This window comes from Arthrobacter rhizophilus, assembly GCF_026241105.1.
In the GTDB taxonomy this organism is placed as follows: Bacteria; Actinomycetota; Actinomycetes; order Actinomycetales; family Micrococcaceae; genus Arthrobacter.
Genome location: NZ_JAPFFT010000008.1, coordinates 68,294 through 93,781, shown reverse-complemented (window position 1 = coordinate 93,781; position 25,488 = coordinate 68,294). Strand labels below are relative to the sequence as shown.

Below are 25,488 nucleotides of genomic sequence, written 5' to 3'. Positions count from 1 at the left end.
CTACTTGGCAAGCTTGTGGTGGAGGGCGACGTCCAGGGCCGCTCCCACGATTCCAGCATCGTTCTTCAGTTCCGCCGTGACGATGCGGGTACGCAGGTGCAAGTGCGGGAAGTACTCATCCGAGCGCTTCGAAATACCGCCACCGATGATGAAGAGCTCAGGGGAGAACAGGAATTCGACGTGGGAAAGGTAGCGCTGCAGCAGCACGCTGTACTCTTCCCAGCTCAAGCCGTCGCGTTCACGCGCGACGGCGGAGGCCTTCGTTTCAGCGTCGTGGCCGTCCACTTCGAGGTGGCCGAGTTCGGCATTAGGCACCAGGTGCCCGTTGAAGATGAACGCCGAACCAATACCAGTGCCGAGCGTAATGACGAGGACGGTGCCATCAACGCCTTCGCCCGCGCCGTAGCGGGCTTCCGCGAGACCGGCTGCGTCGGCGTCGTTGATGACCTCGACGGGGCGATCCAGGCGCTTGGTGAGAAGCGAGTCAATGTCGGTGTCGAGCCAGGACTTGTCCACGTTGGCGGCAGAGCGGACCACGCCATGCTGGATGATTCCCGGGAAGGTCACTCCGACCGGCGAACCCTCGGCAGGGGCGTCCGAACGGGCCGACAGCTCTTCGACGATCTGCGCGATCACCTCGGCGACAGCTTCGGGCGTCGCGGGCTGCGGCGTGGGAATGCGCAGGCGCTCTCCGAGCAGCTTGCCCTTTTTGAGATCGACGATGCCGCCCTTGATGCCGGTGCCACCGACGTCAATGCCGATCAGCGGGCCATTCTTGTGGATTTTCTCATCCTTCTTGGTCAATGCGTTTCCGTTCATGGCAGGAGGGGTGGGCATGTCGCAGCACGAACGGCTGCAGGTGACCTTCCGGAGAGCTCAAGGAAGAGTCAGGATTTCGGCGCCGGTCTCGGTGACCAGCAGGGTGTGTTCAAATTGCGCGGTCCGCCTGTGGTCCCGGGTGACTACGGTCCAGTCATCGGGCCACATATCCCATTCGATTGTTCCGAGGGTGAGCATGGGCTCAATCGTGAAGACCATGCCCGCCTCGATCACTGTGTTGTAGGCGGGCGCGGCGTCATAGTGGGGGATGATTAGGCCGGTGTGGAAGGCCTCACCAACACCGTGACCGGTGAAGTCGCGGACCACGCCATAGCCGAAGCGCTTCGCGTAGGACTGGATAGCCCGGCCGATCACATTGATTTCGCGGCCGGGAGCCACTGCCTTGATGGCACGGTTGAGAGATTCCTGGGTGCGTTCAACCAGCAGGCGTGATTCTTCGTCCACGTCTCCCACCAAGAAGGTGTAGTTGGTGTCACCGTGGACGCCGTTGATGTAGGCCGTGATGTCGATGTTCAGGATGTCCCCGTCTTGCACCACGGTGCTGTCCGGAATGCCGTGGCAGATGACCTCGTTGAGGGATGAGCACAGGGACTTGGGGAAGCCTCGGTAGCCAAGGGTTGATGGGTACGCGTGGTGGTCCAGAAGGAACTCGTGGCCAACCCGGTCCAGTTGGTCCGTGGTGACGCCGGGCTCGACGTGCTTTCCGACCTCGACGATCGCCCGGGCTGCAATTTTGCTGGCGACGCGGATTTTCTCAATGGTTTCCGCCGATTTGACCTCTGAGCCGGTGAACTTTGCCGGTGCAGACTTGCCGACATACTCCGGACGCGGGATGGACGCCGGTACTGGCAGCTGTGGGCTGACAGTTCCTCGGGTGAGCGTGCCGATGGGTGCGGTCAGGGCGGGAGAAGGCATAGATTGATCATATAAGGGACGCACGAGACGCAAGTAACTAAGTTGCTAAATAACGGCCCGCTCGAAGGGCTAAAGCACCCGCCAATGCTTTGGCGGGATTCGCAGAGGAGAAACTGTGGCGGAGTACTGGTACAACGTTCAGACACACCAGATCGAAGAGGACGCGTTGTCTGACTGGACCCAGTTGATCGGTCCTTACAAGACCCGCGAGGAAGCGGAGCACGCTCTGGAAAAGGTTAAAGCACGTAATGACGCCTGGGACAAGGACGACGAGGACTGAAGCTGCGTTCTCCTAGAAAGAGTGTTCCGGGCCGGGGAACTGGCCGGACCTGACGTCGTCGGCGTACGCCTTGGCCGCGTCGCTGAGTGTGGTGCGCAGATCCGCGTATTGCTTGACGAACTTTGCCATCTTTCCGCCACGCAAACCGGCCATGTCCTGCCACACCAGAACCTGGCCAGTGGTCGCATTGCCGGCGCCGATCCCTATAGTGGGCACTTCAATGGCGGCGTCGACGGCGGCTGCAGTTTCCGCGGGGACCATCTCCATGAGCACACAGAACGCTCCGGCGTTGGCCAAGGCAACTGCGTCCTCGACCAAGCGGGCGGCGTCGTCGCCCCGGCCTTGGACGCGGTAGCCGCCCAACGAATGTTCGCTCTGGGGCGTGAAGCCGATGTGCGCCATGACGGGAATGCCTGCCTGGACCATGGCCCGGACTGTTCCGGCGTAAAAGGCGCCCCCTTCGATCTTGACGCCGTGTGCCAGCCCTTCCTTCAGGAAACGGACACCGGTTGCCACTGCCTGCTCCGGCGAGACTTCGTAGCTGCCAAAGGGGAGGTCGGCCACTACCAAAGCACGCTTGGCGGACCGGGCCACCGCCCGGCACAGCGGGAGGAGTTCATCGACGGTGACAGGGAGGCTGGTTTCGTTTCCAAAGACATTGTTGGACGCCGAATCGCCAATCAGCAGGACCTCGATGCCGGCCTGATCGAAGATTTCAGCCGTGTACTGCTCGTAGGCGGTCAACATCGCAAAGCGCTCACCCTTGGCCTTGGCTTGTTGAAGGTGGTGCGTCCGGATCCTGGCAGGAGCCTTCGGTGCGGAAGCAGCCGCTGAACCTGCAGCAGCAGGCCCGGTTCCGTAAGGGGCAGGAACATCGGCGGGCATGCTGGAATCGGAACTGTTGCTTGGGGCCATGAATAGAGCGTATGCGGTACTGGCCGTCCTAGCCACCGGCGCATGAGGAGCCTCACATTTGTAAACGCTGTGTTACGCGAACCGGGGGTGCAGCCATTCCGGGCCAATGCTTAGTAGAGTGAATGCTGAGTTGTCGTCGGCTTCGAACCCTCGAACCCACGGCATGGACGTTGACCCGGAAATGAGGCCCCATGGACCGCCAGCAAGAGTTCGTTCTGCGAACTATCGAAGAGCGTGATGTGCGCTTCGTACGCTTGTGGTTTACCGACGTCGTCGGTTCCCTGAAATCGGTGGCACTGGCCCCTGCAGAAGTGGAAGGCGCCTTCGAAGAAGGCCTGGGTTTTGATGGCTCGGCCATCGAAGGCCTCGCCCGGGTGTTCGAGTCGGACATGCTGGCCCAGCCAGACCCCTCCACGTTCCAGATCTTGCCGTGGCGCGGTGAGACTGAGCAGACCTCCAGAATGTTCTGCGACATTCTGACCCCCGACGGCGAGCCATCCGCTGCCGATCCCCGGAACGTACTCAAGCGCACCCTCGCCAAAGCGGCGGACATGGGGTTCACCTGCTACACGCATCCCGAGATCGAGTTCTACCTCCTGAAGTCCCAGGATCTTGACCCCAACGGCGTGCCTGTTCCGGTTGACGAGGGCGGCTACTTCGACCACGTACCCGGTGGCGTGGCACAGGACTTCCGCCGCACTGCCGTGACCATGCTTGAATCGGTGGGCATTTCGGTGGAGTTCAGCCACCACGAGGGCGGTCCCGGCCAGAATGAGATCGATCTCCGCTACGCGGACGCTCTCCAGACTGCGGACAACATCATGACCTTCCGCACGGTCATCAAAGAAGTGGCCCTGCAGCAGGGCACGTACGCCACGTTCATGCCCAAGCCCTTCACGGATCACCCGGGGTCCGGCATGCACACGCACTTCTCACTGTTCGAGGGTGACACCAACGCCTTCTACGAAGCCGGCGCCGAATTCCAGTTGTCCAAGACCGCACGCCAGTTCATTGCCGGCATCCTGCGGCACGCCCCGGAGTTCACGGCCGTCACCAACCAATTCGTGAATTCCTACAAGCGTCTCTGGGGCGGTGGCGAAGCCCCGAGCTACCTGAGCTGGGGACACAACAACCGCTCCGCCCTGGTCCGTGTGCCGCTCTACAAGCCGGGCAAGGGCCAGTCCGCTCGGATCGAATACCGCGGGATTGACTCTGCCACCAACCCTTACCTGGCGTACGCCGTGTTGCTGGGTGCAGGGCTCAAGGGCATCGAGGAAGGCTACGAACTTCCGGCTGCCGCGGAAGACGATGTCTGGTCGCTGACCACCGCCGAACGCAAAGCGATGGGCCACACCCCGCTGCCGGCAAGCCTCCACGATGCCATCCGCGCCATGGAAGATTCAGAGCTCGTAGCGGACATCCTCGGCGAACAAGTCTTTGACCACTTCCTGCGCAACAAGCGTGCGGAATGGCAGGACTACCGGCTCCAGGTCACACCCTACGAGCTCAAGCGCAACCTCGGCATTCTCTAGGCCGTGAGTGTGAGCCTGGCCCGCCGGCTCATCTCAGCCGGCTTCAGCGACCTTGAGAAGGGTGAACGGTTTCTTGCCGCACGTGAACTCGACGGCATCGACCAAGACACAATCTTCGCCGGGCTGCACCTCAGCGCCAACCCGGACACCGCTCTCCAGTCGCTTGTCCGCCTGATTGAGAAGCACCCTTCACTCAAGAAGCTCGCGGGGGAGCACGCGGATCGCAGTGAGCCGCTATACCGTCTGCTGGGGGCATCCGAGGCCCTGGGGGAGTTCCTCATCAGGCATCCGGAACACCTGGACGTCTTCGATGTCCGCGTCAGCCCCGAGCCGTTCTCTGCCGACGCCGGTGAACTGCGGACGAAACTCCTCCGTTCGGTCAAAGCGGACCCCAAGTCTCCCCGGCCCGTCGCGGGAATATCGGGACCCGCGGCATACACCGCTCTTAGGACGGCCTACCGGCGGGGATTGACCGAACTGGCCATCAAGGACCTCTGCGCCGCCAGCCCCCAAGACTTCATGCCCGCCGTCGGCGCCGAACTGGCCGACCTCGCCGGAGCGGCGATAGAGGCCGCCCTGGCGGTGGCCCGGGCGGAAGCCGCGGCGACTTTCGACGTCGCCGATATTGCCGGCGTCGGGCTGGCAGTCATCGGCATGGGCAAATGCGGTGCCCGGGAGCTCAACTACATTTCCGACGTCGACGTCATCTACGTGATCGAGGCGCCGGACCTGGAGGACTCCGAGGCCGCGACCATCGGTACGGTCCTCGCCGCCGGCATCTCCCGCGCGATTTCCTCTACTGCGCCCGAACCCGGGCTGTGGGAGGTAGACGCGAACCTGCGGCCTGAAGGAAAGTCGGGTCCGCTGGTCAGGACGCTTCCCTCGCACTTGAGCTATTACGCGAAATGGGCAGAAAGCTGGGAATTCCAGGCACTTCTCAAAGCCAGGACCATCGCGGGGGACAAGGACCTCGGGTCACGGTACGAGCAAGCCGTCCAGCCTCTCGTGTGGGCTTCGGCGGGCAGGGAAGGCTTCGTGGAATCCGTGCAGGCGATGCGCCGCAGGGTCACCAACAACATTGCTCCGGCGGAGGAACAGCGCCAGATCAAGCTCGGTCCGGGCGGGCTGCGGGATGTCGAGTTCACCGTGCAGCTCCTGCAACTCGTCCACGGAAAGTCCGACGAAACGCTCCGTTGCCGGGATACGACGTCGGCAATCTCCGCCCTGTCTGCAGGCGGCTACATCGGCCGGGTGGATGCCGCCGCCTTCGACGCGGCCTACCGCTATCTGCGGGTTCTTGAGCACCGGATCCAGTTGTTCCAGATGCGCCGCACGCACCTCATGCCTACCAGCCAGGAGTCGCTGCGTTTCCTCGCCAAGGCCGTCCTGGGTCCGTTTTCCACGGGCAGGCCCCATCCTGATGCACTGATCGAAACCTGGCAGAAGACCAAGCGGTCCGTTCGGGAACTGCACGACCGGATCTTCTACCGGCCCCTGCTCAACACTGCCGCGAAGTTGAGTAGCGAGGACGCCCGGCTCACCCCGGAAGCCGCACAAGGCCGTCTCGCGGCGCTGGGCTACCGCGACCCGCAGGGCGCCATGCGCCACATAGAGGCCCTCACGTCAGGGGTCAGCCGGCGTGCCGCCTTGCAGCGGCAACTGCTTCCCATCCTTCTCGGCTGGCTTGCCGAAGGAGTAGACCCCGACGCCGGCCTGCTCGCCTTCCGTCGTGTCAGCGAAGCACTAGGAACCACCCATTGGTATCTCGGAATGCTCCGGGACTCCCAAGCGGCAGCGGAGCGGCTATGCCACGTGCTTTCCAATTCACGGCTGATCGCCGACCTCCTGGAGGTTTCCCCGGAATCCGTTGCCTGGCTGGGTTCCGACAAGGAACTCATGCCCCTAAGCTTCGAAGCTCAGTGGCAGGAAATCCAATCCAAGATGTCACGGCATGCCGATCCCGCGAATGCAATGCGGCTCATCCGGCTTATCCGGCGCCGGGAGATCCTCCGGATTGCCATCGCGGACAGTTCCGGTCTCCTGGAACAGGATGCGGTGGGAACGGCATTGGCCGACGCCGACCGGGCAGCCGTACTAGGCGCCCTGCATGTAGCTGAAGCCATTGTGGCCTCCGAGAGGCCTCTCAAGACGCAGGTCCTGGTGGTTGCCATGGGCAGGCAAGGCGGACGCGAGATCGGCTACGGCTCGGACGCAGACGTCATGTACGTTCATCGCGCCCTTCCCGGAGCGAGTGAGTCCGAAGCCCAGCAACAGGCCCTTGCCATTGTTGGTCACATTTCCACCCTGCTGACCCAGCCCCTCAAGCCGGCCATCCTGGCGGAGCGGGTCCTGACGGTTGACGCCGATCTTCGCCCCGAAGGGAAGAGCGGCGCCATGGTCCGTTCCCTGGACTCTTACGCGGAGTATTACCGCCGGTGGTCCCTTATCTGGGAAGCCCAGGCGCTGCTGCGGGCCCAACCCATGGCCGGTAACGACGAGTTGGCGGCGGAATTCCTCTGGCTCATCAACCCCATCCGCTACCCGAAGAATCTCGCCGAGACGGACGTGCGGGAGATCCGGCGGGTCAAGGCGCGGGTCGAGTCCGAACGGCTCCCCAGGGGGGCCGATCCCGCAAGGCATGTGAAGCTGGGCAGGGGCGGACTCAGCGACGTCGAATGGCTTGTGCAGCTGCTTCAGCTCCAGCACGCAGGCGAGCATCGGCAGCTCCGGACCACTTCCACCCTGCAGGCCCTCGACGCGATTGAGTCGTTGGACCTGATCGACAAGAGCGACATCGTGTTGCTCCGCGAAGCGTGGCGGCTTGCGAGCCGCATACGATCCGCGAATGTGATCTGCACTGGGCGTGCCTCTGATCTCCTGCCTGCTTCCCGGCGGGACCTGGAGGCCGTTGCCCGGTGGTGTGGTTACGCTCCTGGCCAAGCTGCAGTGTTCGAAGAGGATTACCTGCGCCTAAGCCGAAGGACCCGGGCCGTGTTTGAAAAGGACTTCTACGGCCAGTGATCTCAGGTTCGCGTCGCCGGGCGCAGCGCGGGGACAGCTAAGCTCGAAAGATGCTTGAAACGGTGTGGCTCATTCCCTTGAAGAATCTCGACGACGACGCCCGAGCCATCAAACTCGGCGACATCGCGGGTATGGAATTGGCTGCGGGGCAGGAAGACTTCGTCGGCGACCCTTTCAAGATGATGCTCATGGGCCTGGAGGACGAAAGCCGGCTGCCATATGTGATCGAAGCGGCCGGTGCCGCCGTCGGAGTCCTCACTTTGCAGGCCGGTGCTGCAACCCTGTCAGGTTGGCCTGACGACCATTCTGCCTGGCTTTTGCGAGGGTTCCTGATCGATCGGCAGCACCAAGGGAGAGGCTTGGGCACCCAGGCTGCGGCCGCGGCTGCCCGGGAAGCGGTGAAGCTGACGGCGAGGCTGGGTGGCGGCCAGGCCGGCGTCGTGCTCTCTGTCAACGAGCGCAATCCTGCCGGCAAAGCCGCATACGCAAAGGCGGGCTTCGCCGAGACGGGCAGGTACCTGGGTGGCTCAGCCGGGCCGCAATGGACAATGTACCGGGAATTCAGCGCCTGAGCGGGGCGTACTGCCGGGGGTTCATCGGACCGGCTCTTCGTGATGAATGTCTCTCGCTCGGCGAGAAAGTAAGCTTACTGAATGAATAGACCGGACGAAGGCCCAGCCGATACTCTCCTTGGCGGTAGGTACCGTGTTCGGGAGCGCATCGCTTCCGGCTCCATGGCCACTGTCTACCGGGCCTCGGATGAGTACCTTGAGCGGGATGTGGCGGTCAAGATCGTCAATCGGCCGGCAAGCGCAGCGGGGCCGGTCCCACTGGACGATGAAGTCGGAATCCTTGCCCGCATGAGCCATCACGGCCTGGTGACGCTCCTTGACGCCGGAGTCGACCGGGAAGGATCCGGGGAACCCAAAGTCTACCTGGTGATGGAGCTGGTTGAGGGGCCGGACCTGAAACAGCGGCTGGCCGATGGCCCCCTCGCTCCGCGCCACGCGGCGCTGATCGGTCATGATCTCGCGGACGCCTTGGAATACATCCACCGTAGCGGTGTCATTCATAGGGATGTGAAGCCAAGCAACATCATGCTCTTCGACTACAACCAGGACTCGGCGAGGATGCGGGCGAAGCTGACGGATTTTGGCATCGCCCTCATCTCGGAAGCCCCGCAGGGGCCTGATGGCGGATTCTTCGGGACAGCGGCATACCTCAGCCCCGAGCAGGCGCGTTCGGAGCCTGTGGGCCCAGCCAGCGACGTGTACTCCCTCGGCCTGGTGCTGCTGGAGTGCCTTACGGGGCAGCTCGCCTTTCCCGGGGATCCCCTGCAAAGCGCGCTTGCCCGGCTGATCCAGGACCCGCCAATCCCCGCCGACCTTGAGGAGTTCTGGCGGACGCTTTTGGGCGCGATGACGTCGGCCGATCCCCAAGGCCGACCGACGGCGCGGGACATATCCGAGGCGCTGTACGAGCAGGCCCATTCCGATCGGGGCAAGCACAAAGTTGACGCTTCCATCATTCCGGCGGACGAAGCCGAGAGGATGGCGGCGGTGCACCAATACCAAATCCTCGATACGCCGCCGGACGGCGCCTTCGACCGGATCACCGCCCTGGCCGCCCGGCTTTTCGATGTTCCCATAGCAATCGTCAGCGTCGTGGACCATGACCGCATTTGGTTCAAGTCCCACCACGGAACTGCAGTGGAACAGATCGACAGGGACCCGGGCCTCTGTGCCTCGGCCATCCTTCAGGGAGGGACTTGGGTGGTCGAAAACGCCCCTGAGGATCCCCGCGCGCTCGCGAACCCGCTGGTGGCGGGGGAGTTCGGACTAGGCTTCTACGCCGGAACCCCGCTGAGGACGCGCGGGGGCTACAACTTGGGAACCCTGTGCATCCTCGACTTCGCTCCGCGAAACATGTCCCGGGCGGAGATCGACACACTCCAGGACCTGGCCGCGGTAGTCATGAACGACCTGGAACTTCGGCTCGAAAGCCGACTTTCGACACAAGCCGTGCGCGCGTCGGTGGATGCCGATTAGATTAGTAAGCCTACTTACCGTATGGTTACTGAGGTTTGCACAGCGATAAAGGCAATCATCAGAATGTTTACGACTGAAACGGACGGTACATCATGAATGTAATCCTCGGAATCGTCGCGGTCATCGCGATCGTTTTCTTTATCATTGGCGGCACGGTAAAGGCCTTGGGGTTCTTTCTCTGGATCGCTCCGATACTGATCGTCTTGGCGATCATTGTCTTCCTCTTCCGGTTGATTAGTGGGCGCCGGAGGGTGTAGGAAAAATTGGGGGTCCGACCCCGGGAAACCCGGGTCCTTTCACGCCAGGAACGGCTGTGTCTTAACAGACACGGCCGTTCTTTTTTGTGGGTTGCGCTTGTGGCCGTTTGAAAGAAAAGGGCCACAGTTCACAAAATGAACTGTGGCCCTTCTCGCTTCTTGCCGTGTTACTAGACGCCGTAGTAGAGCTCGAACTCGTACGGGTTCGGGCGCAGGGAAAGCGGACGGATCTCGTTCTCGTACTTGTACTCGATCCAGGTGTCGATCAGGTCCTGAGTGAAGACGCCGCCGGCCTGCAGGAACTCGTTGTCCTCAGCCAGCGCGGCCAGTGCTTCCTCAAGGGAACCCGGAGCCTTGGGGATGTCCTTGGCTTCCTCTGCAGGCAGTTCGTACAGGTCCTTGTCGATCGGAGCCGGGGGCTCGATGCGGTTGCGGATGCCGTCGATACCGGCCATGAGCTGGGCGGAGAACGCCAGGTACGGGTTGGAGGCGGCGTCCGGAGCGCGGAACTCGATGCGCTTGGCCTTCGGGTTGGAGCCCGTGATCGGGATGCGGATGCCGGCGGAGCGGTTGCCCTGCGAGTAGACCATGTTGACCGGAGCTTCGAAGCCCTTGACCAGTCGGCGGTAGGAGTTGACCGTCGGGTTGGTGAAGGCGAGCACAGCAGAGGAGTGCTTCAGCAGGCCGCCGATGTACCAGCGTGCGGTGTCGGACAGGCCGGCATAGCCCTTCTCGTCGTAGAACAGCGGGTCACCGTTGCTCCAGAGGGACTGGTGGCAGTGCATACCCGAGCCGTTGTCACCGAAAATCGGCTTCGGCATGAAAGTTACGGACTTGCCGTACTCCCACGCAGTGTTTTTGATGACGTACTTGAACTTCTGCAGGTCGTCGGCAGCGTGCACCAGCGTGGTGAACTTGTAGTTGATCTCAGCCTGACCTGCGGCGCCGACTTCGTGGTGCGACCGCTCGACTTCGAGGCCTGCTTCGTCCAGGGCGAGGCACATGGCGTCGCGGAGGTCAGCCTGGTGGTCAACCGGGGATACCGGGAAGTAACCGCCCTTGAAGGGGGTCTTGTAACCGAGGTTTCCGCCTTCTTCTTCGCGGCTCGTGTTCCAAGGTGCTTCAATCGAGTCGACCTTGTAGAAGGAACCCTGCGGGGAGGATTCGAACTGGACGTTGTCGAAGACGTAGAACTCAGCTTCGGGAGCAAAGAATGCCGTGTCAGCAATGCCAGTGGAGGCCAGGTAGGCTTCGGCCTTTTCGGCAACGCCGCGCGGGTCGCGGTGGTACGGGTCTCCCGTGCGGGGGTTCACGATGGAGAAGTTCAGCGCGAGGGTCTTCTCGATGCGGAAGGCATCGATGAAGGCCGTGGTGACGTCCGGGATGAGCTGCATGTCGGACTCGGCGATGCCCTGGAAACCGCGGATGGAAGATCCGTCAAAGAGCTGACCGTTGACAAAGAAGTCAGCGTCAACGCTCTTGGCCGGCACATTGAAGTGCTGCTGGACGCCCGGAAGATCGGTGAAGCGGATATCGACGAACTTAACGTCTTCGTCTTTGATGAACTTGAGGACTTCGTCCGCAGTCTTGAACATCTATGCTCCTAACGCATAACAGGTAACAGGCCCTCGGGCCGTCTGGTCCAGCGCAAACCGAAAGCAGGGAAACAAAAAAGTATCCCTGCTGCGGCGGCTAGCAACTTCTCCAACCATAGGGAAATGGGATTTCCCCGGAGTGTCAGTATTGTTTCGAGCAGGTTACAGAAGTGCCTGCCGTGTAAACGCTACTGGTCTACTGCAGTGCCAGTCTATGTCTTTCTTCCGTGTGTCTGTTTCCTTGTGAACGGAGTGAACATTCCTCCGGGCGCCACCACCCGCCGTCGGGCATCGGATGGTGAAGCCGTAAGCTTGAACAGTGGTTGATCGTAAAGATATTGGTTCATGGCTCACAGGGCCGGATACGTCCGGAATCTCCAAGTACCCGGGAGAGCGGCTCGGGTTGCCCGAGGCCGGTCCCGGCTCCATCGCCCGGGCCGGCCGCCGCATCCTGGCAATCTGCATCGACTGGGTCATTGCCTTGGCGATCAGCAACTTTGCCTTCGGCGGCAACCAGTGGGCAACCCTTGCAGTCTTTGCGGTGGAACAGATACTTCTCATCGGTACGCTCGGCTACAGCATCGGACACCGGGTTGCGGGCATCCACGTGGTGCGGCTCGGTGGACGGCCGGCAGGGCCCCTGGCCGCTGTGGTAAGAACGCTTCTCCTGTGCCTCGTGATTCCCGCGGTTGTCTTCGATCCCGATCAGCGCGGCCTCCATGACAAAGCCATGAACACGATTCTCATCCGGATGTAGCTTTCTGCAGACAAAGAACCGCCCGGTTCCTGGATAAGTCCGGGAACCGGGCGGTTCTTTGTCTGTCGTGTTTAGCGTCCGCGGGCTGCCTTGCGGTCCGGGCGTGCCTTGTACGGGTCGATGCCCTTCGGGATCGGCAGACGGTTGCCGAGCGAGGAGATCCGCTTGCTCACAGCGTTGACCTCAACCTTGGTGAGCTCGTTCTTGTATTTGTTCATGGTCTTTGCAATCTGGCTGATTGGCACCTGGCCCTCGCCGCGACCGCTTTCGATCACGTGAATAGTGACGTTCGGCAGGATACGGGCGAGCTTCTTGCGCTCGGCGTCAACCAACGGCTTGACTCGGTGCGAAGGTCCTTCGCTGACCAGTACGACGCCGGGACGGCCGATGGCGCGGAAGACCGCGTCCTGGGTGCGCGGGTTGACCGCGACCGGCTGGTCTTCCGTGATCCAGCCGCGGCGCAGGGTTCCCAGAGCCGCACCTGAGGCTCCAGGCTGGTTTTCGATCTGCGCAAAGGCTGCCCGCTCCGCGCGGCGCGAGAGGATGAAGACCGCTGCCAGCAGACCCAGGGGAATGCCGATGATCAGGCCCGTGACCCAGTTGTTCAGGAGGAGACCGACGACGAGGCTGACGGCAACTACACCCAGGAAAGCCAGCAGCATGAGCCACACAACGGTGGGGTCATTGCGGCGGGTCATCTTGAAGACCTCGCCGATCTGCTTCAGCTGGCTCGGCTTCTTGGCCTTGGCTTCCTTGGGCTTGCGGGAAAACAAGCCGCGCTTGGGAGCGTCGGCAGCCGATGTTGTCGAGTTGCTGGAATCAGGGGATTTCGCCATAGTGCCTTAATTCTACGTGATTTATGCCAAAGGACCGGACGCCGGATTTGTCCGGGGTCCGGTCCTTCGACCGTGCTTTGCTCGGGTGCTAAGCGTGGTGTGCGAGGAGGGTGCTGGCTTCCTGGCGGGTGGTGCCGGAGTCCTGGATGCCCTCGGCGATGTGGGCCAGGTGGGCGGGGATGTCGCGGCCTTTTTTGCGCATCGCGGTGGCCCAGAGGCGTCCGGCGCGGTAGGAGGAGCGGACCAGGGGTCCGGACATGACGCCGAGGAAGCCGATCTCCTCGGCTTCGGCGGCGAGCTCGACGAATTCCTGGGGTTTGACCCAGCGGTCCACGGGCAGGTGCCGTTCGGAGGGGCGCAGGTACTGGGTGATGGTGATCAGGTCACAGCCCGCGGCGTGCAGGTCGGCCAGGGCTTCGGAGATTTCGGCCCGGGTTTCGCCCATGCCCAGGATCAGGTTGGATTTGGTGACCATGCCGGCGTCCCGGCCCTGGGTGATGACGTCCAGGGAGCGGTCGTAGCGGAACGCGGGGCGGATGCGCTTGAAGATCCGGGGCACGGTCTCGACGTTGTGCGCGAAGACCTCCGGGGCGGAGTCGCAGATGGCTTGGATGTGTTCGGGTTTGCCGGAGAAGTCCGGGATGAGCAGTTCCACGCCGGTGCCGGGGTTCAGTTCGTGGATCTTGCGCACGGTTTCGGCGTAGAGCCAGACGCCTTCGTCTTCGAGGTCGTCCCGGGCGACGCCGGTGACGGTGGCGTAGCGGAGCTGCATGGCCTGGACGGAGCGGGCGACCTTGGTGGGTTCGAACCGGTCCACGGGGGAGGGTTTGCCGGTGTCGATCTGGCAGAAGTCGCAGCGGCGGGTGCATTCGGAGCCGCCGATCAGGAAGGTTGCTTCCTTGTCTTCCCAGCACTCGAAGATGTTCGGGCAGCCGGCTTCCTCGCAGACGGTGTGCAGGCCTTCTTTTTTCACGAGGTTCTTCAGGCCCACGAATTCCGGGCCCATCTGGACCTTGGCCTTGATCCACTCGGGCTTGCGTTCGACCGGGACGGCTTTGTTGCGCTGTTCAACGCGCAGCAGCTTACGGCCTTCAGGTGCCAGGGTCACTGGATTGCTCCTTCGGGGCTGGATACGAGTGCTTCTTCGTGCTTGCGGAACTCTTCCTTGAAGCGCCCAGCAATGTCGGCCGGGTTGATGGTCCGCCCGGTCTCAATGGACATGGTGGTGACACTGGCATCCGTAATGCCGCATGCGATGATCTGCGCGTAAGGCGCGAGATCGTTGCTGCAGTTGATGGCCACGCCGTGCATGGTGACGCCGTCCAGGACGCGGATGCCGATCGCGGCGATCTTGCGATCCGGACCCTTGCCATCTGCCAGGACCCAGACGCCCGCCCGGCCCTTGACCCGGGTGGCTTTGATCCCGTAGTCCTCCATGATCGCGATCATGACGTCTTCGAGACGCTCGACGTAGTCACGGATGCCGGCGCGGTTTTTCAGTTTGAGGATGGGGTAGGCAATCAGCTGCCCCGGTCCGTGCCAAGTCAGTTTGCCACCCCGATCCACAGGGACAACGGGAGTGCCGTCAAAAGGACGCTCGTGGTCCTCCGTGAGCTTGCCTGCCGTGTAGACCGCCGCGTGCTCGAGGAGCAGGACGGTGCTGGGTTTCTCGCCGGCAACAACTTTGTTGTGGAGTTCGCGCTGGATATCCCAGCCCTGCATATAGTCAACGAAATCCGGGGCAAGACCCAGCTGTGAAAACTCAAGAGTCATGGGGACAAGCTTAGACCCCGCTGGACGAAGGCCATGATTTTGTGGCCAAGCTCTCAGTCGTACTCGGCTGGGTCGTGCGGCGGCCGCCACCCTACCTGTGGATAACTTCTGCGGCAATCCGGGAAATCCGGTATCTGTTGACGCATGGAGACTTTTGCGCCCGGCACGGGTGGTCAGGACGACTCGGGCGCCATGCGCTCCCAGGAGACGGACCCTGCCGAACCTGTGATTCCCGGCTTTGTGCCCGTCCGTGAGCTTGGCCGCGGCGGAAGCGCCACGGTATGGCTCGCCACGGAGAGGCGCTCGGGGAGCAGCTTCGCAGTGAAATGCCTTCCCCGGATACCGGAGATAGGGGACCCGGGCGACGCCGAGTCTTCCATGCTTCGTGAGCTGCACCTTCTGTCGCGGCTTGACCACGAGCACCTTGTCAAGGTGCGTGGCGTCGTCCAATTGGGAGGGGCGTTCGACGGCGGCCTGGGCGTGGTCATGGATTACGCGCCCGGGGGTTCGCTGGGGCAGTTGCTCTCCAGCAGGGGGCGCCTCAGCGTGGGGGAGACGGTGACCATCCTGACTCCCCTCGCACGGGCTTTGGCCTACCTGCACCACCAGGGAATGACGCATTCCGACGTTTCACCCGGGAACGTGCTTTTCACTGCCCACGGGAAACCGCTCTTGTCGGATCTGGGCGTTTCGCGCATGGTGGGAGACGCTGCCGGCGTCCCGGACTCCGGCACGCCCGGCTTCGCGGATCCGGGGCCGATTGTCGATGGGGTTGAGGAACTCCACCCTGAGCGCGATACCTACGCCCTTGCCGCCCTTGGCTGGTATTGCCTCACCGGCTCCGCCCCGGACAGTGCGGCCCGCAGGCCGCCGCTGACGCTCCTGGTGCCGGGAGTCCCCGCGGCCCTCGCCGCTGCCATCGAGGCCGGACTTCATCCAGAGGGGCAGCAAAGGCCTTCCGCGGCGGAACTTGGTAACGCCATCTACCGGAGCGCGGCCCCGGCGGCTGTGGACCTTTCGGATGCGGTGCACGCAACGGTTGTTCCGGAACTGCTGACCCGGCGTCGGGCTTCTCGTCCTCGTTCGAGACGGACCCGCATCAAGGCATTTCTCGGCCGCTTCCGTTCGCGATGGGGAGGGCGAACAGGCCGGCCGGCAGCTGCGCTCGTTTCCGCACGACGGCGGGCGGCGCCGATCGTGCTCGCCGTCGGGACACTGGTGGCGGCCGGATCAGCAACCGCGGTGTGGTGGGCCGGTGATCGAGGACCGGGAGCTGCGCAGCAAGCGCAGGTGCAGGCACAGGCGCCGGGGCGGGATGAACCCGGACAGATGGGTACCGGCCTCGACGGCGTTCCCGCCGCCGTGCAAGTGCAGATCCGCTCCCAAAATCCCGAGGAAGCGATCAGGGGACTATCGGCCCTCCGGGACAGGGTGTTCAGTACTGGCAAGTTTGAACTACTGGAATACGTCAACCTGGAGGGCTCTGCGGCAGCTGCTGCCGACAGCAAAATCAGGGACGGACTGGAGAGCGCCGGCGTCTTTCTTTCGGGTTTCTCCACCGCCTTGATCAGCACGGGCGTGGAAGGTGCTGCCGGCCGGGACCACGCAACGGTTGCCGTCACGCTGGAGACCTCAGCCTATGAAGAACGGGATGCCAGTGGCCAAGTGGTCCACGTGCGTCCCGCCGGCCAACCTCAGGAACTCAGGGTGGTCCTTTTGCGTGACGGTGCGGGGTGGAAGATCGCCGAGATCCTGGCTAGGCCGAGGTGAGCGGAAAAGGGTGATCAGTTGCCGCCGCTTGCCACCCATCGGGCCGCGTCAGCCAGTGCGGGGTGCTGCCAGGCAAAGCCGGCGCTCATGAGTTTGGCCGGTTCCATGCGCTGGTTGGCAAGAACCAGTTCCTCAGCCAGATGGCCGCCCAACACGAGGCGCAGCGCCGGAGCAGGTACGCGGAGGAACGCTGGCCGGTGGAGCGCTGCCGCCAGCTGCGCAACGATCGCGTTGACGTCTGCACATTCGGGGGCACAGACATTGACGGGACCCTCAAGCGGCGAGTCGAGCAGGTATTCGAAAGCGGAGACTTCATCCACCAAGGAAATCCATGGCCAGTATTGCCGACCATTTCCCAACGGACCACCCACGCCCAACTTCAATAACGGCAGTAGTGGCCCCAGAGCCCCGCCGTCAGGGCTGAGGACTACGCCGGTGCGCGGGGTCACGACCCGCACGCCCGCAGGGGCCGTGCGGGCGGCAGCTTCCCAATCAACGCACAGGGTTGCCAGCATGCCCTTGCCCGGTCCCGCTTCCTCGCGGAGCAGACCGGCACGCGACGAGCCGTAGTAGCCTGACGCTGACTGGCTCAGAAACGTTCGGGGAGGGGTTCCGAGCCGTCCCATGGCCGCCGTGAGTGTTTGTGTTGACCGCAGGCGTGAGTCGATGATTTCCCGCACGCGTGTTTTGGTCCAGCGGCGGTCCCCGATGCCTGCCCCGGAGAGATTGACCACCGCGTCTGCGCCGTCGAGGACCGCCTCGTCCAATTGCCCCGCGCCAGGATCCCACTGTGCCTCGCCGGTCCCTGTTGGTGGGCGGCGAACTAGCCGGACGACGTCGTGCCCTTGGCGAAGAAGGCGCTCCGTCAGCGCGGTTCCGATAAATCCCGATGCACCCGAAATCACGATTCGCATGCCTCATCACATCATGGCCAGTGTCACTCCGGCACTACGGCAGGCCTCAGAGAGCTTGCTCCTCCTTTGACTATGATCGAACAATGACCTCCTCCAGCTACTTCCGTTTCCCGCATTTGCATGGTGATCTACTCACCTTCGTAGCCGAAGACGACGTTTGGATCGCGCCCGTGGCCGGAGGCCGCGCGTGGCGGATTTCAGCCCAGCAGTTGCCCGCACGCAATCCGCGCTTCAGCCCGGACGGCAAGCGGCTTGTGTGGACGACGATCGTCGGCGCAGCTCCTGAGGTGGTGACAGCAGAGGTCGACGGCGGCGGGTACCGGCAGTTGAGCTACTTTGGCCACAGCACTACCCGGGTCAAGGGATTCACCTCCGGGGGCGACGTTGTGGTCACCTCCGCTTTCGAACAGGCCGAGGGGCGGCACACCCACGCCTATGCCTTGACGCTTGACGGTGGCCCCGCCGTCGAACTTCCCTTCGGTCCGGTGGAATCGCTGGTGTTCGGTCCGGAAGTGGGAGATGAGCGTCCCGTTGTCCTCGCCAGCGTGCTCTCCCGCGAGCCCGCTTGGTGGAAACGGTATCGCGGCGGTACAGCTGGAAAGCTGTGGATCGACGCCGACGGGAACGGCGAGTTCGCCCGTCTGGTCCCCGAACTCGACGGGAATCTCGCGGACCCTGTCTGGGTAGGTGGCCGGATTGCCTTCCTTTCGGACCACGAGGGTTACGGAAATCTCTACTCCGTGCAGCCCGACGGAACCGATCTGCGCCGGCACACCGATCATGAAGATTTCTATGTCCGGCACGCTGCGAGCGACGGCAAGCGGGTCATCTTCGAATCGGCCGGCGAGTTGTGGATCCTACCAACGCTCAAGGCTGATGCAGAGGCGGTACGGGTCGACATTACGCTCGGCTCGGCATCGCAGTCCCGCCGGCCGGCGCCACTCAAGGTAGCCGCCCACTTGGGCGAAGTGTTCCCGAATGCCGTAGGTTCGGCCAGCGCGGTGGAATCCCACGGCACCATCCACTGGCTGCGCCACAAGGACGGCCCGTCCCGGGTGGTCGAAGCGACTCCCGGCGTGCGGGCAAGGCTTCCGCGGCCCCTTGTCGACGGCCGTATCGCCTATGTGGCGGACCATGACGGCGTCGACTCCGTTTTCATCAAGAGGATCGCCCCGAGTGTCCCTCAACCGACCCTCGCAGCCACGGTCCAGTACGCGGCCGCAATGGCGCCCGAAACCGACGTGCCGCCCGCATCCGACGAGGCTGGGGCCGATCCATTGCCCCGCCCCGTCTCTGCGTCAGCCATCGCGGGACAGCCGGTGATGCCCGCGGTCCGGCATGCGCAGCCGCGCACGGAAGCCGCACCGGAGAGCCAGGCGGACCAGCTGCGGGTCGATTTCCAGCGGATCGACTTCCCCAGGGCAGCCCGCCCGAGTGCCCTTGAGGCCAGCCCTGATGGCCGACGGCTTGCCGTAGGTACCGCATTCGGTGACGTCTACCTCGCCGACACGGACAGTGGCACTTTGTCGCTTGTTGTGAGCGTAGGGGACGGCAGCATTGACGGACTCGCGTGGTCGCCGGACTCACAATGGCTCGCGTGGTCCGAACCTGTGACTTCGTTTGGTTCGCGGAGCAAGCTGCGGATGGTCAATACAGCCAGCCCGGAAGACATTGTGGATGTCACCGATGGCCGTTTCTGTGACGAATCACCGGCATTCACCCCCGACGGCAAGTTCCTGGCGTTCCTGTCGAATCGCAGTTTTGATCCCGTCTACGACGGCCACGCCTTCGATTTGTCATTCCCCAGCCCGATCAAGCCGTACCTCGTGGCACTCGCAGCGGACACTCCCTCTCCCTTCGGGCCGGTCGTGGACCTGTTTGAGGATGCCGAGGCTGCCCCAGGAGCGACGGCCGGCTCGAAGGGCGATGCGGGCGCGGCTGTCCGTGTCCGGGTGGACCTTGACGGCCTGGCACTGCGCGTCATCGGCATCCCGGTGCCGCAGGGCAACTACTCGGATCTTTCCTCAGCCAGCGATGCTTTGTTTTGGCTCGACACCCCTCTTTCAGGTGTTACCGGAGAAGGCCGGGGGAAGGTGCAGGACAAGGCACCGGCTCCCGCCTTGGTCCGCTACGAGCTTTCGAAGCAAAAGCAGGTCACCTTGGCTTCGGCAGTTGAGCGCTACCGGGTGTCCGGCGACGGCAAGAAACTGGTCTTCGTCAACGACAAGCATGTTATTGCCGTGCCCGCGGACACCAAGGTTGATGACGACTCAGGTGAGCGCGTCAACGTTGAGCTCAACCGGATCCGGGTCATCATGGATCCGCTGGCTGTGTGGGGGCAAGCGTTCGACGAAGCATGGCGGCTGCAGCGGGACTTCTTCTGGACCGAGGACATGGCCGGCCAGGACTGGGAATCGGTGCACCGCCTGTACCGTCCCGCCGTAGAACGCCTGGGATCGCACGACGACCTGGTTGACCTTCTGTGGGAAATCCATGGCGAGCTCGGTACCTCCCACGCCTATGTACGTCCGGCGGCCTCGGGCGAACCCGGCAGCAACGGACAGGGCCGGCTCGGCGCCGACCTTAAGCTCACGGAGGCTGGCTGGGAGATTACGCGCATCCTCGCGGGAGACTCCTCAGACCCACTGTCCAACTCGCCGTTGACGCGACCCGGAGCCGACGCGAAGGTGGGCGACGTCGTCTTGGCGATTGACGGCGTCGGGCTTTCAGCAGACCGCACTCCTGCCCAACAACTGGTGGGCGCTGCTGGCCGCACCGTCGAACTCACGCTCCTCAATGGCGATGGACACGGGGACGCGGCTGGTCGGCAGCGGCGTATTGCCGTGGTTCCGGTGAAGGACGAGGAACGACTGCGGTACCAGGAATGGGTACATGCCAACCGGCGTACCGTGCGCGAGGCCTCGGATGGAAAGTTCGGCTACCTGCACGTGCCGGACATGATGGCCAACGGCTGGGCACAGCTTCACAGGGATCTAGATACCGAGACCGCCCTGGATGGGTTGATTGTTGATGTCCGGCGCAACCGCGGCGGCCACACGTCTCAACTGGTGGCTGAGCTGATCGGCCGCAAGGTCACAGGCTGGAGCATGCCCCGGGGCGAAAAGCCACGAACGTACCCCCATCACGCTCCGCGGGGACCGGTCATTATCCTCACCGACGAATTCGCCGGCTCCGACGGCGACATCATCACGCAGGTGTCCAAGCTCCGCGGCATCGGCCCGGTCATCGGCACGAGGACTTGGGGAGGTGTTGTGGGCATTGACAACCGCTTCTCCCTGGCGGACGGCACGGGTGTGACCCAGCCGCGTTATGCCACGTGGTTCTCCGGCGGAATCGGCTGGAGCGTGGAGAACTTCGGGGTTGAGCCCGACATCGAAGTGGTGTTCCCGCCCCACGCCTACGCAGCGGGCATGGATCCCCAGCTGGAGTACGGGATCGGTGCGCTCAAGGAAATGGTCCAGGAATTGCCCACGGACCGGCCTCCGCTGCGCGAAGGCTACCGTAAGGTCCGTCCGGCCGCACTGCCCGCCAGACCGCAACAGGGCTGAACCAAACCGCCTGGCAAAAGGCCCCGGATTGGCTAACGCGAAAGGCCCCGCCGACCCCTTAAACGGGGAGTCGGCGGGGCCTTTCGCGCTTAGTGCTAGGAGGCCAAAGAGGCTTCCAGCGTGATCGGGGTTGCCCGGAGTGCCTGTGAGACCGGGCAGTTCACCTTGGCGTCTTCGGCCAGGCGCTGGAATTCTTCCTCGGAGACACCCGGGATGCGTGCGCTCACGGTGAGGTGGATGCCGGTGATGCCAACACCCGGCTGGAATGTGACGTCGGCCTTGGTGTTGACCTCTTCGGGGGTGAAGCCTGCGCCTGCCACGCCGTTGCTGAAGGCCATCGAGAAGCATGCCGAGTGTGCTGCCGCAATCAGTTCTTCCGGGCTGGTCTTGCCCTCTGCGGACTCCGCGCGGGCCTTCCAGGTAACGTCGAAGTTTCCAAGTCCGGAGCTGTCCAGCGTGGTGTTGCCGGCGCCTTCGATCAGGTTGCCGTTCCATACGGTGTGTGCGGTGCGTGTTGTAGCCATGTCCACTCCTCAGCGTCGTTGCGAATTGGCATCCGGATGCCGGATGCCGCCGGGTTCAATCCTAAGGATTCGACGACGGCGGCGCAGCGCTTGTCCGCTCTCAGAGGATTGTGACCGCCACGGCTAAAACGGCAACGGCCGCCTGGACGGTGGATCCAGGCGGCCTCATATCGATCAGGGAATTACTGCCAGATCGTGGCGATGGCGATGTTGATCAATGCCAATCCGCCGACACCGTGTGCGAGGCCAGTGGAGACCGGTTCGCCCTTCTTGACCTTGCGGGAGCCAATGACGGCGAGCACGGCCACGGCGAGGCCGATGGCGAACTTGATACCGAGTTTGAAGTAGTCAGGGTGGGCGTTGGGCAGCATGGGCAGGATTCCCATCATGGCAATGCCGGTGATCAGCTGCACGAATGCGCCATCCCGCTGACGTGGGTGGACGGTCGGCTGCTTCATGGTGGCGATCCAGAAGCCCACAATCATGGCTGCGCCGACGATGTGCAAGAACAGCAGGACGTTGAAGAGAATACTCATGGCTCCAGCTTAGCCAGAATCTTCTACGTGCCGTAGCAAAGCCACGGAGCAAAGTGCGTGCACGAAAAACGGGGCGGGCCCCGGCGGTTTCCCACCGGAGCCTGCCCCGCCGTCGTGATCCGCACCTTTAGGCGGTGCGGGTTGCTACGTCATGACCGGAATCAGAGACCCAGGTCAGCTTCGAAGGCACCTTCCTCAAGGCGGGCCCTGAGGGTCTGCAGGAAGCGGCCGGCGTCGGCGCCGTCGACCAAGCGGTGGTCGTACGTCAGCGACAGGTACATCATGGAGCGGATGGCGATCGAGTCATCGCCGTTCTCGTCAGCAACCACCACCGGGCGCTTGACGATCGCACCGGTGCCCAGGATTCCCACCTGCGGCTGGTTGATGATCGGCGTGTCGAACAGGGCGCCGACAGAACCGATGTTGGTGATGCTGAAGGTGCCGCCTGACAGTTCGTCAGGACCGATCTTTCCCTGGCGGGTGCGGCCGGCGACGTCGGCGATCTTGCTGGCCAGGCCTGCAAGGTTCAGGTTGCCGGCGTCGGAAATGACCGGAACCAGGAGGCCCTTGTCGGTGTCTACCGCAATCGCGAGGTGTTCCGCGTTGTGGTAGGTGATTTCCTGCTTGGCTTCGTCGTAGGCAGCGTTCAGCTTGGGGTGCTGCTTCAGTGCTTCAGCGACGGCCTTGGCGATGAACGGCAGGAAGGTGAGCTTGACGCCGTTCTGGGCCTCGAAGGAACCCTTGGCCTTGAGCCGGAGCTTGGCGATCTTGGTCATGTCGACCTCATGCACCTGGGTCAGCTGCGTGGAGGTTTCGAGTGACTCGCGCATGCGGCGGGCGATGACCTGGCGGATGCGCGGAGCCTTTTCCACGGTCCCGCGCAGCGAGGAGGCAACCACGGGAGCGGCGGCAGGCTTGCTGGGGGCCGCAGGAGCTGCGGACGCCGGCGCGGCAGCTGCTGCCTTCTTTGCTTCGGCCGCGGCGAGCACGTCCTGCTTCCGGATCCGGCCGCCGACGCCGGTGCCCGTCACGGAGGTGATGTCGACACCGTTCTGGTTGGCAAGCTTGCGGACGAGGGGGGTCACGTAGCCGGATTCTGTTGAAGCCGGGGCCTGTGCCGGAGCCGAGGCTGCTGCGGATTCGGCAACCGGGGCCGGAGCTGGCGGAGCGGCGGGTGCTGCTGCCGGTACTGCCTCAACAACGGGCGCGGGGGCAGCAGAAGCGGGGGCGGCAGCCGGAGCGGCTGCGGCTGGTGCTGGAGCAGCTTCGGGTGCCGGTGCGGCGGCGGCGGCGGGGGCGCCGGAGCCGATGACGGCCAGGACTGATCCGACTTCAGCGGTGTCGTCTTCGTTGACGCGGATTTCCAGCAGGGTACCGGCAACAGGGGAGGGGATTTCGGTGTCGACCTTGTCGGTGGACACCTCAAGGAGCGGCTCGTCGACCTCGACGGTGTCGCCGACGGCCTTGAGCCAGCGGGTGACGGTACCTTCGGTGACGCTTTCGCCCAGGGCCGGGAGGGTCACATCGTGCCCCGATGCGGCGGCAGGAGCTGCTGCGGGTGCCTCAGTCGGCTCGGCTGCGGGGGCCGGTGCTGCTTCAGGAGCCGGCGCTTCGGCGGGGGCGGGAGCCGCCGGTGCTTCTGCCGCAGGTGCGGCTGCGGGAGCTGCTGCGCCATTGCTGCCGCTACCGATCCGGACCAGGGGAGCGCCGACTTCGGCGGTCTCGTCTTCAGCTACGAGGATTTCTTCGATGATGCCGGCAATAGGAGACGGGATTTCGGTGTCTACTTTGTCGGTGGAAACTTCGAGCAGGGGCTCGTCGACTTCCACTCGGTCACCAACCTGCTTGAGCCAGCGAGTGACGGTGCCTTCGGTGACGCTTTCACCAAGGGCGGGCAAGTTAACGGATTCAGACATGTCGTCCCCGTTCTCCTTATTGATCTTTAGTGCGGATGAGTGGTGCCTGCTGGGGTCCTGCGCCCGCAGTTCGTGCGGGCGCAGGACCGGGTGTCTTGCGTAAAGACTTAGCCGTGGAGCGGCTTGCCCGCCAGGGCGAGGTGGACTTCGCCCAGGGTCTCGTTCTGGGTCGGGTGTGCGTGGATGAACTGAGCCACGTCCTCCGGGTGTGCTTCCCAGTTGACGATCAGCTGTGCTTCGCCGATCTGTTCACCCATGCGGGAGCCGATCATGTGGATACCGACGACGGGGCCGTCCTTCTGGCGGACCACCTTCACGATGCCGCCGGTGCCCAGGATGGAGCTCTTGCCGTTGCCGGCCAGGTTGTATTCCTGGGTCTGGACCTGGTCCTCGCCGAACTTCTCCTTGGCCCCCTTTTCGGTGTAGCCAACGGTGGCGATTTCAGGTTCGCAGAAAGTGACCTTCGGGACGTTCACGTCTTCGACGACCACCGGGTTCAGGCCCGCGATCTCTTCGGCGACGAAGATGCCCTGCTGGTATCCGCGGTGGGCCAGCTGGACGCCGGGGACGATGTCGCCGACGGCGTAGACGTTGCCGACGCCGGTGTGCAGGCGCTCGTTGGTGATGACGAAGCCGCGGTCGAGGGTGATACCTGCTTCTTCGTAACCGAAGTTGGCGGTGACGGGGCCACGGCCCACGGCAACCAGGAGGAGATCAGCTTCGAAGGTCTGGCCGTCAACCAAGGTGACCTTCACGCCGTTGTCGTCCTGCTCCACGCCCTGGAAGAAGACGCCGGTGCTGAACTTGATGCCGCGCTTCTTGAAGGCGCGCTCAAGGTTCTTGACGATGGCGGTGTCTTCGTTGGGAACGAGGGAAGGGAGGCCTTCAACGATGGTGACGTCGACGCCGAAGGACTTCCATACAGAAGCGAATTCGACGCCGATGACGCCGCCGCCGAGGACGATGACACTCTTCGGGATGTAGTCCATGGTCAGCGCTTCGTCGGAAGTGATGACGCGGCCGCCGATTTCGAGGCCAGGCAGCGAACGGGAGTACGAGCCGGTGGCGAGAACGATGTTCTTGCCCTTGTACGCAGTGCCGTTGACTACCACGGTGTCGGTGCCCTGGAGCTTGCCTTCGCCTTCGATGACCGTGATGCCCTTGGACTTGATGAGCCCCTGCAGGCCCTTGTACTTACCGGCGACGATTCCGTCCTTGTAAGCGTTCACGGCAGTGATGTCGATGCTGTCCAACGTGACGTTGACGCCGTACTTGGAGGAATCGCGTGCGTGATCGGCCAGTTCGGCCGAGTGCAGCAGTGCCTTGGTGGGGATACACCCGTTGTGCAGGCAGGTGCCGCCGAGCTTTCCCTTCTCGACGAGGCCAACGGTGAAACCAAGCTGAACGGCACGCAGAGCCGTGGCGTAGCCGCCGCTGCCGCCACCGAGTACCAGGATGTCGAATTCTTGCGCAGTTGCCTGATCGGCCAC

At 63.5% G+C, this 25,488-nt stretch carries 21 protein-coding genes; 9 read left to right on the top strand and 12 right to left on the bottom strand.

Annotated elements, in window-relative coordinates:
• The gene (ppgK, locus tag OOZ51_RS08990) at positions 1 to 804 is read right to left on the bottom strand and encodes a polyphosphate--glucose phosphotransferase (RefSeq protein ID WP_323054719.1); all 804 of its coding nucleotides are present in this window, start codon (positions 802 to 804) and stop codon (positions 1 to 3) included.
• Between the two features lie 72 nt (positions 805 to 876).
• Positions 877 to 1,755 carry a type I methionyl aminopeptidase gene (gene map, locus OOZ51_RS08985; RefSeq protein WP_265979026.1) on the bottom strand — a complete coding sequence of 293 codons (879 nt, stop codon included), beginning with the start codon at positions 1,753 to 1,755 and terminating at the stop codon, positions 877 to 879.
• Positions 1,756 to 1,870: 115 nt separating this feature from the next.
• Between map and OOZ51_RS08980 the strand changes: the two genes are divergently transcribed.
• Positions 1,871 to 2,035, top strand: a complete 165-nt coding sequence (locus OOZ51_RS08980; protein WP_155854374.1) for an SPOR domain-containing protein — start codon at positions 1,871 to 1,873, stop codon at positions 2,033 to 2,035.
• Positions 2,036 to 2,047: 12 nt separating this feature from the next.
• Here the strand turns inward: OOZ51_RS08980 and panB are convergent, their stop codons facing one another.
• Positions 2,048 to 2,950 (bottom strand): 3-methyl-2-oxobutanoate hydroxymethyltransferase, encoded by a 903-nt coding sequence (gene panB / locus OOZ51_RS08975; protein WP_265979024.1) that lies wholly within the window; start codon positions 2,948 to 2,950, stop codon positions 2,048 to 2,050.
• 191 nt (positions 2,951 to 3,141) lie between these two features.
• Here panB and glnA (OOZ51_RS08970) point away from each other — a divergent pair, with 191 nt between their 5' ends.
• The 5 genes from glnA (OOZ51_RS08970) (at position 3,142) to OOZ51_RS08950 (ending at position 9,808) form a co-directional block, all read left to right on the top strand.
• Positions 3,142 to 4,482: a type I glutamate--ammonia ligase gene (glnA, locus tag OOZ51_RS08970; protein WP_265979023.1), complete on the top strand. Its 1,341-nt coding sequence runs from the start codon at positions 3,142 to 3,144 to the stop codon at positions 4,480 to 4,482.
• 9 nt (positions 4,483 to 4,491) lie between these two features.
• Positions 4,492 to 7,503, top strand: coding sequence for a bifunctional [glutamine synthetase] adenylyltransferase/[glutamine synthetase]-adenylyl-L-tyrosine phosphorylase (locus tag OOZ51_RS08965; RefSeq protein WP_265979022.1), 3,012 nt, complete (start codon positions 4,492 to 4,494; stop codon positions 7,501 to 7,503).
• 50 nt (positions 7,504 to 7,553) lie between these two features.
• A complete protein-coding gene (locus OOZ51_RS08960; protein ID WP_265979020.1) occupies positions 7,554 to 8,075 on the top strand; it encodes a GNAT family N-acetyltransferase in 522 nt (173 codons plus the stop codon).
• A gap of 81 nt (positions 8,076 to 8,156) precedes the next feature.
• Positions 8,157 to 9,551 carry a GAF domain-containing serine/threonine-protein kinase gene (locus OOZ51_RS08955; protein ID WP_265979019.1) on the top strand — a complete coding sequence of 465 codons (1,395 nt, stop codon included), beginning with the start codon at positions 8,157 to 8,159 and terminating at the stop codon, positions 9,549 to 9,551.
• A 92-nt stretch (positions 9,552 to 9,643) separates the two neighbouring features.
• On the top strand, positions 9,644 to 9,808 hold the full coding sequence (locus tag OOZ51_RS08950; RefSeq protein WP_265979017.1) for a hypothetical protein: 165 nt from the start codon (positions 9,644 to 9,646) through the stop codon (positions 9,806 to 9,808).
• 170 nt (positions 9,809 to 9,978) lie between these two features.
• Here the strand turns inward: OOZ51_RS08950 and glnA (OOZ51_RS08945) are convergent, their stop codons facing one another.
• Complete coding sequence (glnA, locus tag OOZ51_RS08945; RefSeq protein ID WP_265979015.1) at positions 9,979 to 11,403, bottom strand: type I glutamate--ammonia ligase; 1,425 nt, start codon at positions 11,401 to 11,403, stop codon at positions 9,979 to 9,981.
• A 319-nt stretch (positions 11,404 to 11,722) separates the two neighbouring features.
• Between glnA (OOZ51_RS08945) and OOZ51_RS08940 the strand changes: the two genes are divergently transcribed.
• Complete coding sequence (locus tag OOZ51_RS08940) at positions 11,723 to 12,160, top strand: RDD family protein (protein WP_265979013.1); 438 nt, start codon at positions 11,723 to 11,725, stop codon at positions 12,158 to 12,160.
• Between the two features lie 71 nt (positions 12,161 to 12,231).
• On the opposite strand, the gene OOZ51_RS08935 is transcribed toward OOZ51_RS08940, so the two are convergent.
• The 3 genes from OOZ51_RS08935 to lipB all read right to left on the bottom strand — a co-directional run bounded on the left by OOZ51_RS08935 (position 12,232) and on the right by lipB (position 14,769).
• Positions 12,232 to 12,996 (bottom strand): DUF4191 domain-containing protein, encoded by a 765-nt coding sequence (locus OOZ51_RS08935; RefSeq protein WP_265979012.1) that lies wholly within the window; start codon positions 12,994 to 12,996, stop codon positions 12,232 to 12,234.
• A gap of 88 nt (positions 12,997 to 13,084) precedes the next feature.
• A complete protein-coding gene (gene lipA, locus OOZ51_RS08930) occupies positions 13,085 to 14,104 on the bottom strand; it encodes a lipoyl synthase (protein WP_265979010.1) in 1,020 nt (339 codons plus the stop codon).
• A complete protein-coding gene (gene lipB, locus OOZ51_RS08925; RefSeq protein ID WP_265979009.1) occupies positions 14,101 to 14,769 on the bottom strand; it encodes a lipoyl(octanoyl) transferase LipB in 669 nt (222 codons plus the stop codon). Before lipB ends, lipA begins: the two co-directional genes overlap by 4 nt.
• Positions 14,770 to 14,913: 144 nt before the next feature.
• Here lipB and OOZ51_RS08920 point away from each other — a divergent pair, with 144 nt between their 5' ends.
• Positions 14,914 to 16,539: a serine/threonine protein kinase gene (locus OOZ51_RS08920; protein ID WP_265979008.1), complete on the top strand. Its 1,626-nt coding sequence runs from the start codon at positions 14,914 to 14,916 to the stop codon at positions 16,537 to 16,539.
• Positions 16,540 to 16,553: 14 nt separating this feature from the next.
• Here OOZ51_RS08920 and OOZ51_RS08915 read toward each other — a convergent pair whose 3' ends face one another.
• Complete coding sequence (locus OOZ51_RS08915; protein ID WP_265979007.1) at positions 16,554 to 17,453, bottom strand: TIGR01777 family oxidoreductase; 900 nt, start codon at positions 17,451 to 17,453, stop codon at positions 16,554 to 16,556.
• 83 nt (positions 17,454 to 17,536) lie between these two features.
• Between OOZ51_RS08915 and OOZ51_RS08910 the strand changes: the two genes are divergently transcribed.
• The gene (locus OOZ51_RS08910; RefSeq protein WP_265979006.1) at positions 17,537 to 21,022 is read left to right on the top strand and encodes a S41 family peptidase; all 3,486 of its coding nucleotides are present in this window, start codon (positions 17,537 to 17,539) and stop codon (positions 21,020 to 21,022) included.
• Between the two features lie 95 nt (positions 21,023 to 21,117).
• Here the strand turns inward: OOZ51_RS08910 and OOZ51_RS08905 are convergent, their stop codons facing one another.
• The 4 genes from OOZ51_RS08905 to lpdA all read right to left on the bottom strand — a co-directional run bounded on the left by OOZ51_RS08905 (position 21,118) and on the right by lpdA (position 25,488).
• A complete protein-coding gene (locus OOZ51_RS08905) occupies positions 21,118 to 21,546 on the bottom strand; it encodes an OsmC family protein (RefSeq protein WP_265979004.1) in 429 nt (142 codons plus the stop codon).
• Between the two features lie 182 nt (positions 21,547 to 21,728).
• Positions 21,729 to 22,082 carry a hypothetical protein gene (locus OOZ51_RS08900; RefSeq protein WP_265979002.1) on the bottom strand — a complete coding sequence of 118 codons (354 nt, stop codon included), beginning with the start codon at positions 22,080 to 22,082 and terminating at the stop codon, positions 21,729 to 21,731.
• Between the two features lie 161 nt (positions 22,083 to 22,243).
• Positions 22,244 to 23,998 (bottom strand): 2-oxoglutarate dehydrogenase, E2 component, dihydrolipoamide succinyltransferase, encoded by a 1,755-nt coding sequence (gene sucB, locus OOZ51_RS08895; protein ID WP_265979001.1) that lies wholly within the window; start codon positions 23,996 to 23,998, stop codon positions 22,244 to 22,246.
• A gap of 107 nt (positions 23,999 to 24,105) precedes the next feature.
• The gene (lpdA, locus tag OOZ51_RS08890) at positions 24,106 to 25,488 is read right to left on the bottom strand and encodes a dihydrolipoyl dehydrogenase (protein ID WP_265979000.1); all 1,383 of its coding nucleotides are present in this window, start codon (positions 25,486 to 25,488) and stop codon (positions 24,106 to 24,108) included.

Excerpts from the sequence above, each read along its gene's own strand:
- glnA (WP_265979023.1), top strand. The coding sequence starts at position 3,142 with ATGGACCGCCAGCAAGAGTTCGTTCTGCGAACTATCGAAGAGCGTGAT.
- OOZ51_RS08920 (WP_265979008.1), top strand. The coding sequence starts at position 14,914 with ATGGAGACTTTTGCGCCCGGCACGGGTGGTCAGGACGACTCGGGCGCC.
- OOZ51_RS08910 (WP_265979006.1), top strand. The coding sequence starts at position 17,537 with ATGACCTCCTCCAGCTACTTCCGTTTCCCGCATTTGCATGGTGATCTA.
- map (WP_265979026.1), bottom strand. The coding sequence starts at position 1,755 with ATGCCTTCTCCCGCCCTGACCGCACCCATCGGCACGCTCACCCGAGGA.
- panB (WP_265979024.1), bottom strand. The coding sequence starts at position 2,950 with ATGGCCCCAAGCAACAGTTCCGATTCCAGCATGCCCGCCGATGTTCCT.
- OOZ51_RS08935 (WP_265979012.1), bottom strand. The coding sequence starts at position 12,996 with ATGGCGAAATCCCCTGATTCCAGCAACTCGACAACATCGGCTGCCGAC.
- OOZ51_RS08955 (WP_265979019.1), top strand. The coding sequence starts at position 8,157 with ATGAATAGACCGGACGAAGGCCCAGCCGATACTCTCCTTGGCGGTAGG.
- OOZ51_RS08960 (WP_265979020.1), top strand. The coding sequence starts at position 7,554 with ATGCTTGAAACGGTGTGGCTCATTCCCTTGAAGAATCTCGACGACGAC.
- lipB (WP_265979009.1), bottom strand. The coding sequence starts at position 14,769 with ATGACTCTTGAGTTTTCACAGCTGGGTCTTGCCCCGGATTTCGTTGAC.
- glnA (WP_265979015.1), bottom strand. The coding sequence starts at position 11,403 with ATGTTCAAGACTGCGGACGAAGTCCTCAAGTTCATCAAAGACGAAGAC.
- OOZ51_RS08950 (WP_265979017.1), top strand. The coding sequence starts at position 9,644 with ATGAATGTAATCCTCGGAATCGTCGCGGTCATCGCGATCGTTTTCTTT.
- OOZ51_RS08900 (WP_265979002.1), bottom strand. The coding sequence starts at position 22,082 with ATGAGTATTCTCTTCAACGTCCTGCTGTTCTTGCACATCGTCGGCGCA.
- OOZ51_RS08915 (WP_265979007.1), bottom strand. The coding sequence starts at position 17,453 with ATGCGAATCGTGATTTCGGGTGCATCGGGATTTATCGGAACCGCGCTG.
- sucB (WP_265979001.1), bottom strand. The coding sequence starts at position 23,998 with ATGTCTGAATCCGTTAACTTGCCCGCCCTTGGTGAAAGCGTCACCGAA.
- OOZ51_RS08905 (WP_265979004.1), bottom strand. The coding sequence starts at position 21,546 with ATGGCTACAACACGCACCGCACACACCGTATGGAACGGCAACCTGATC.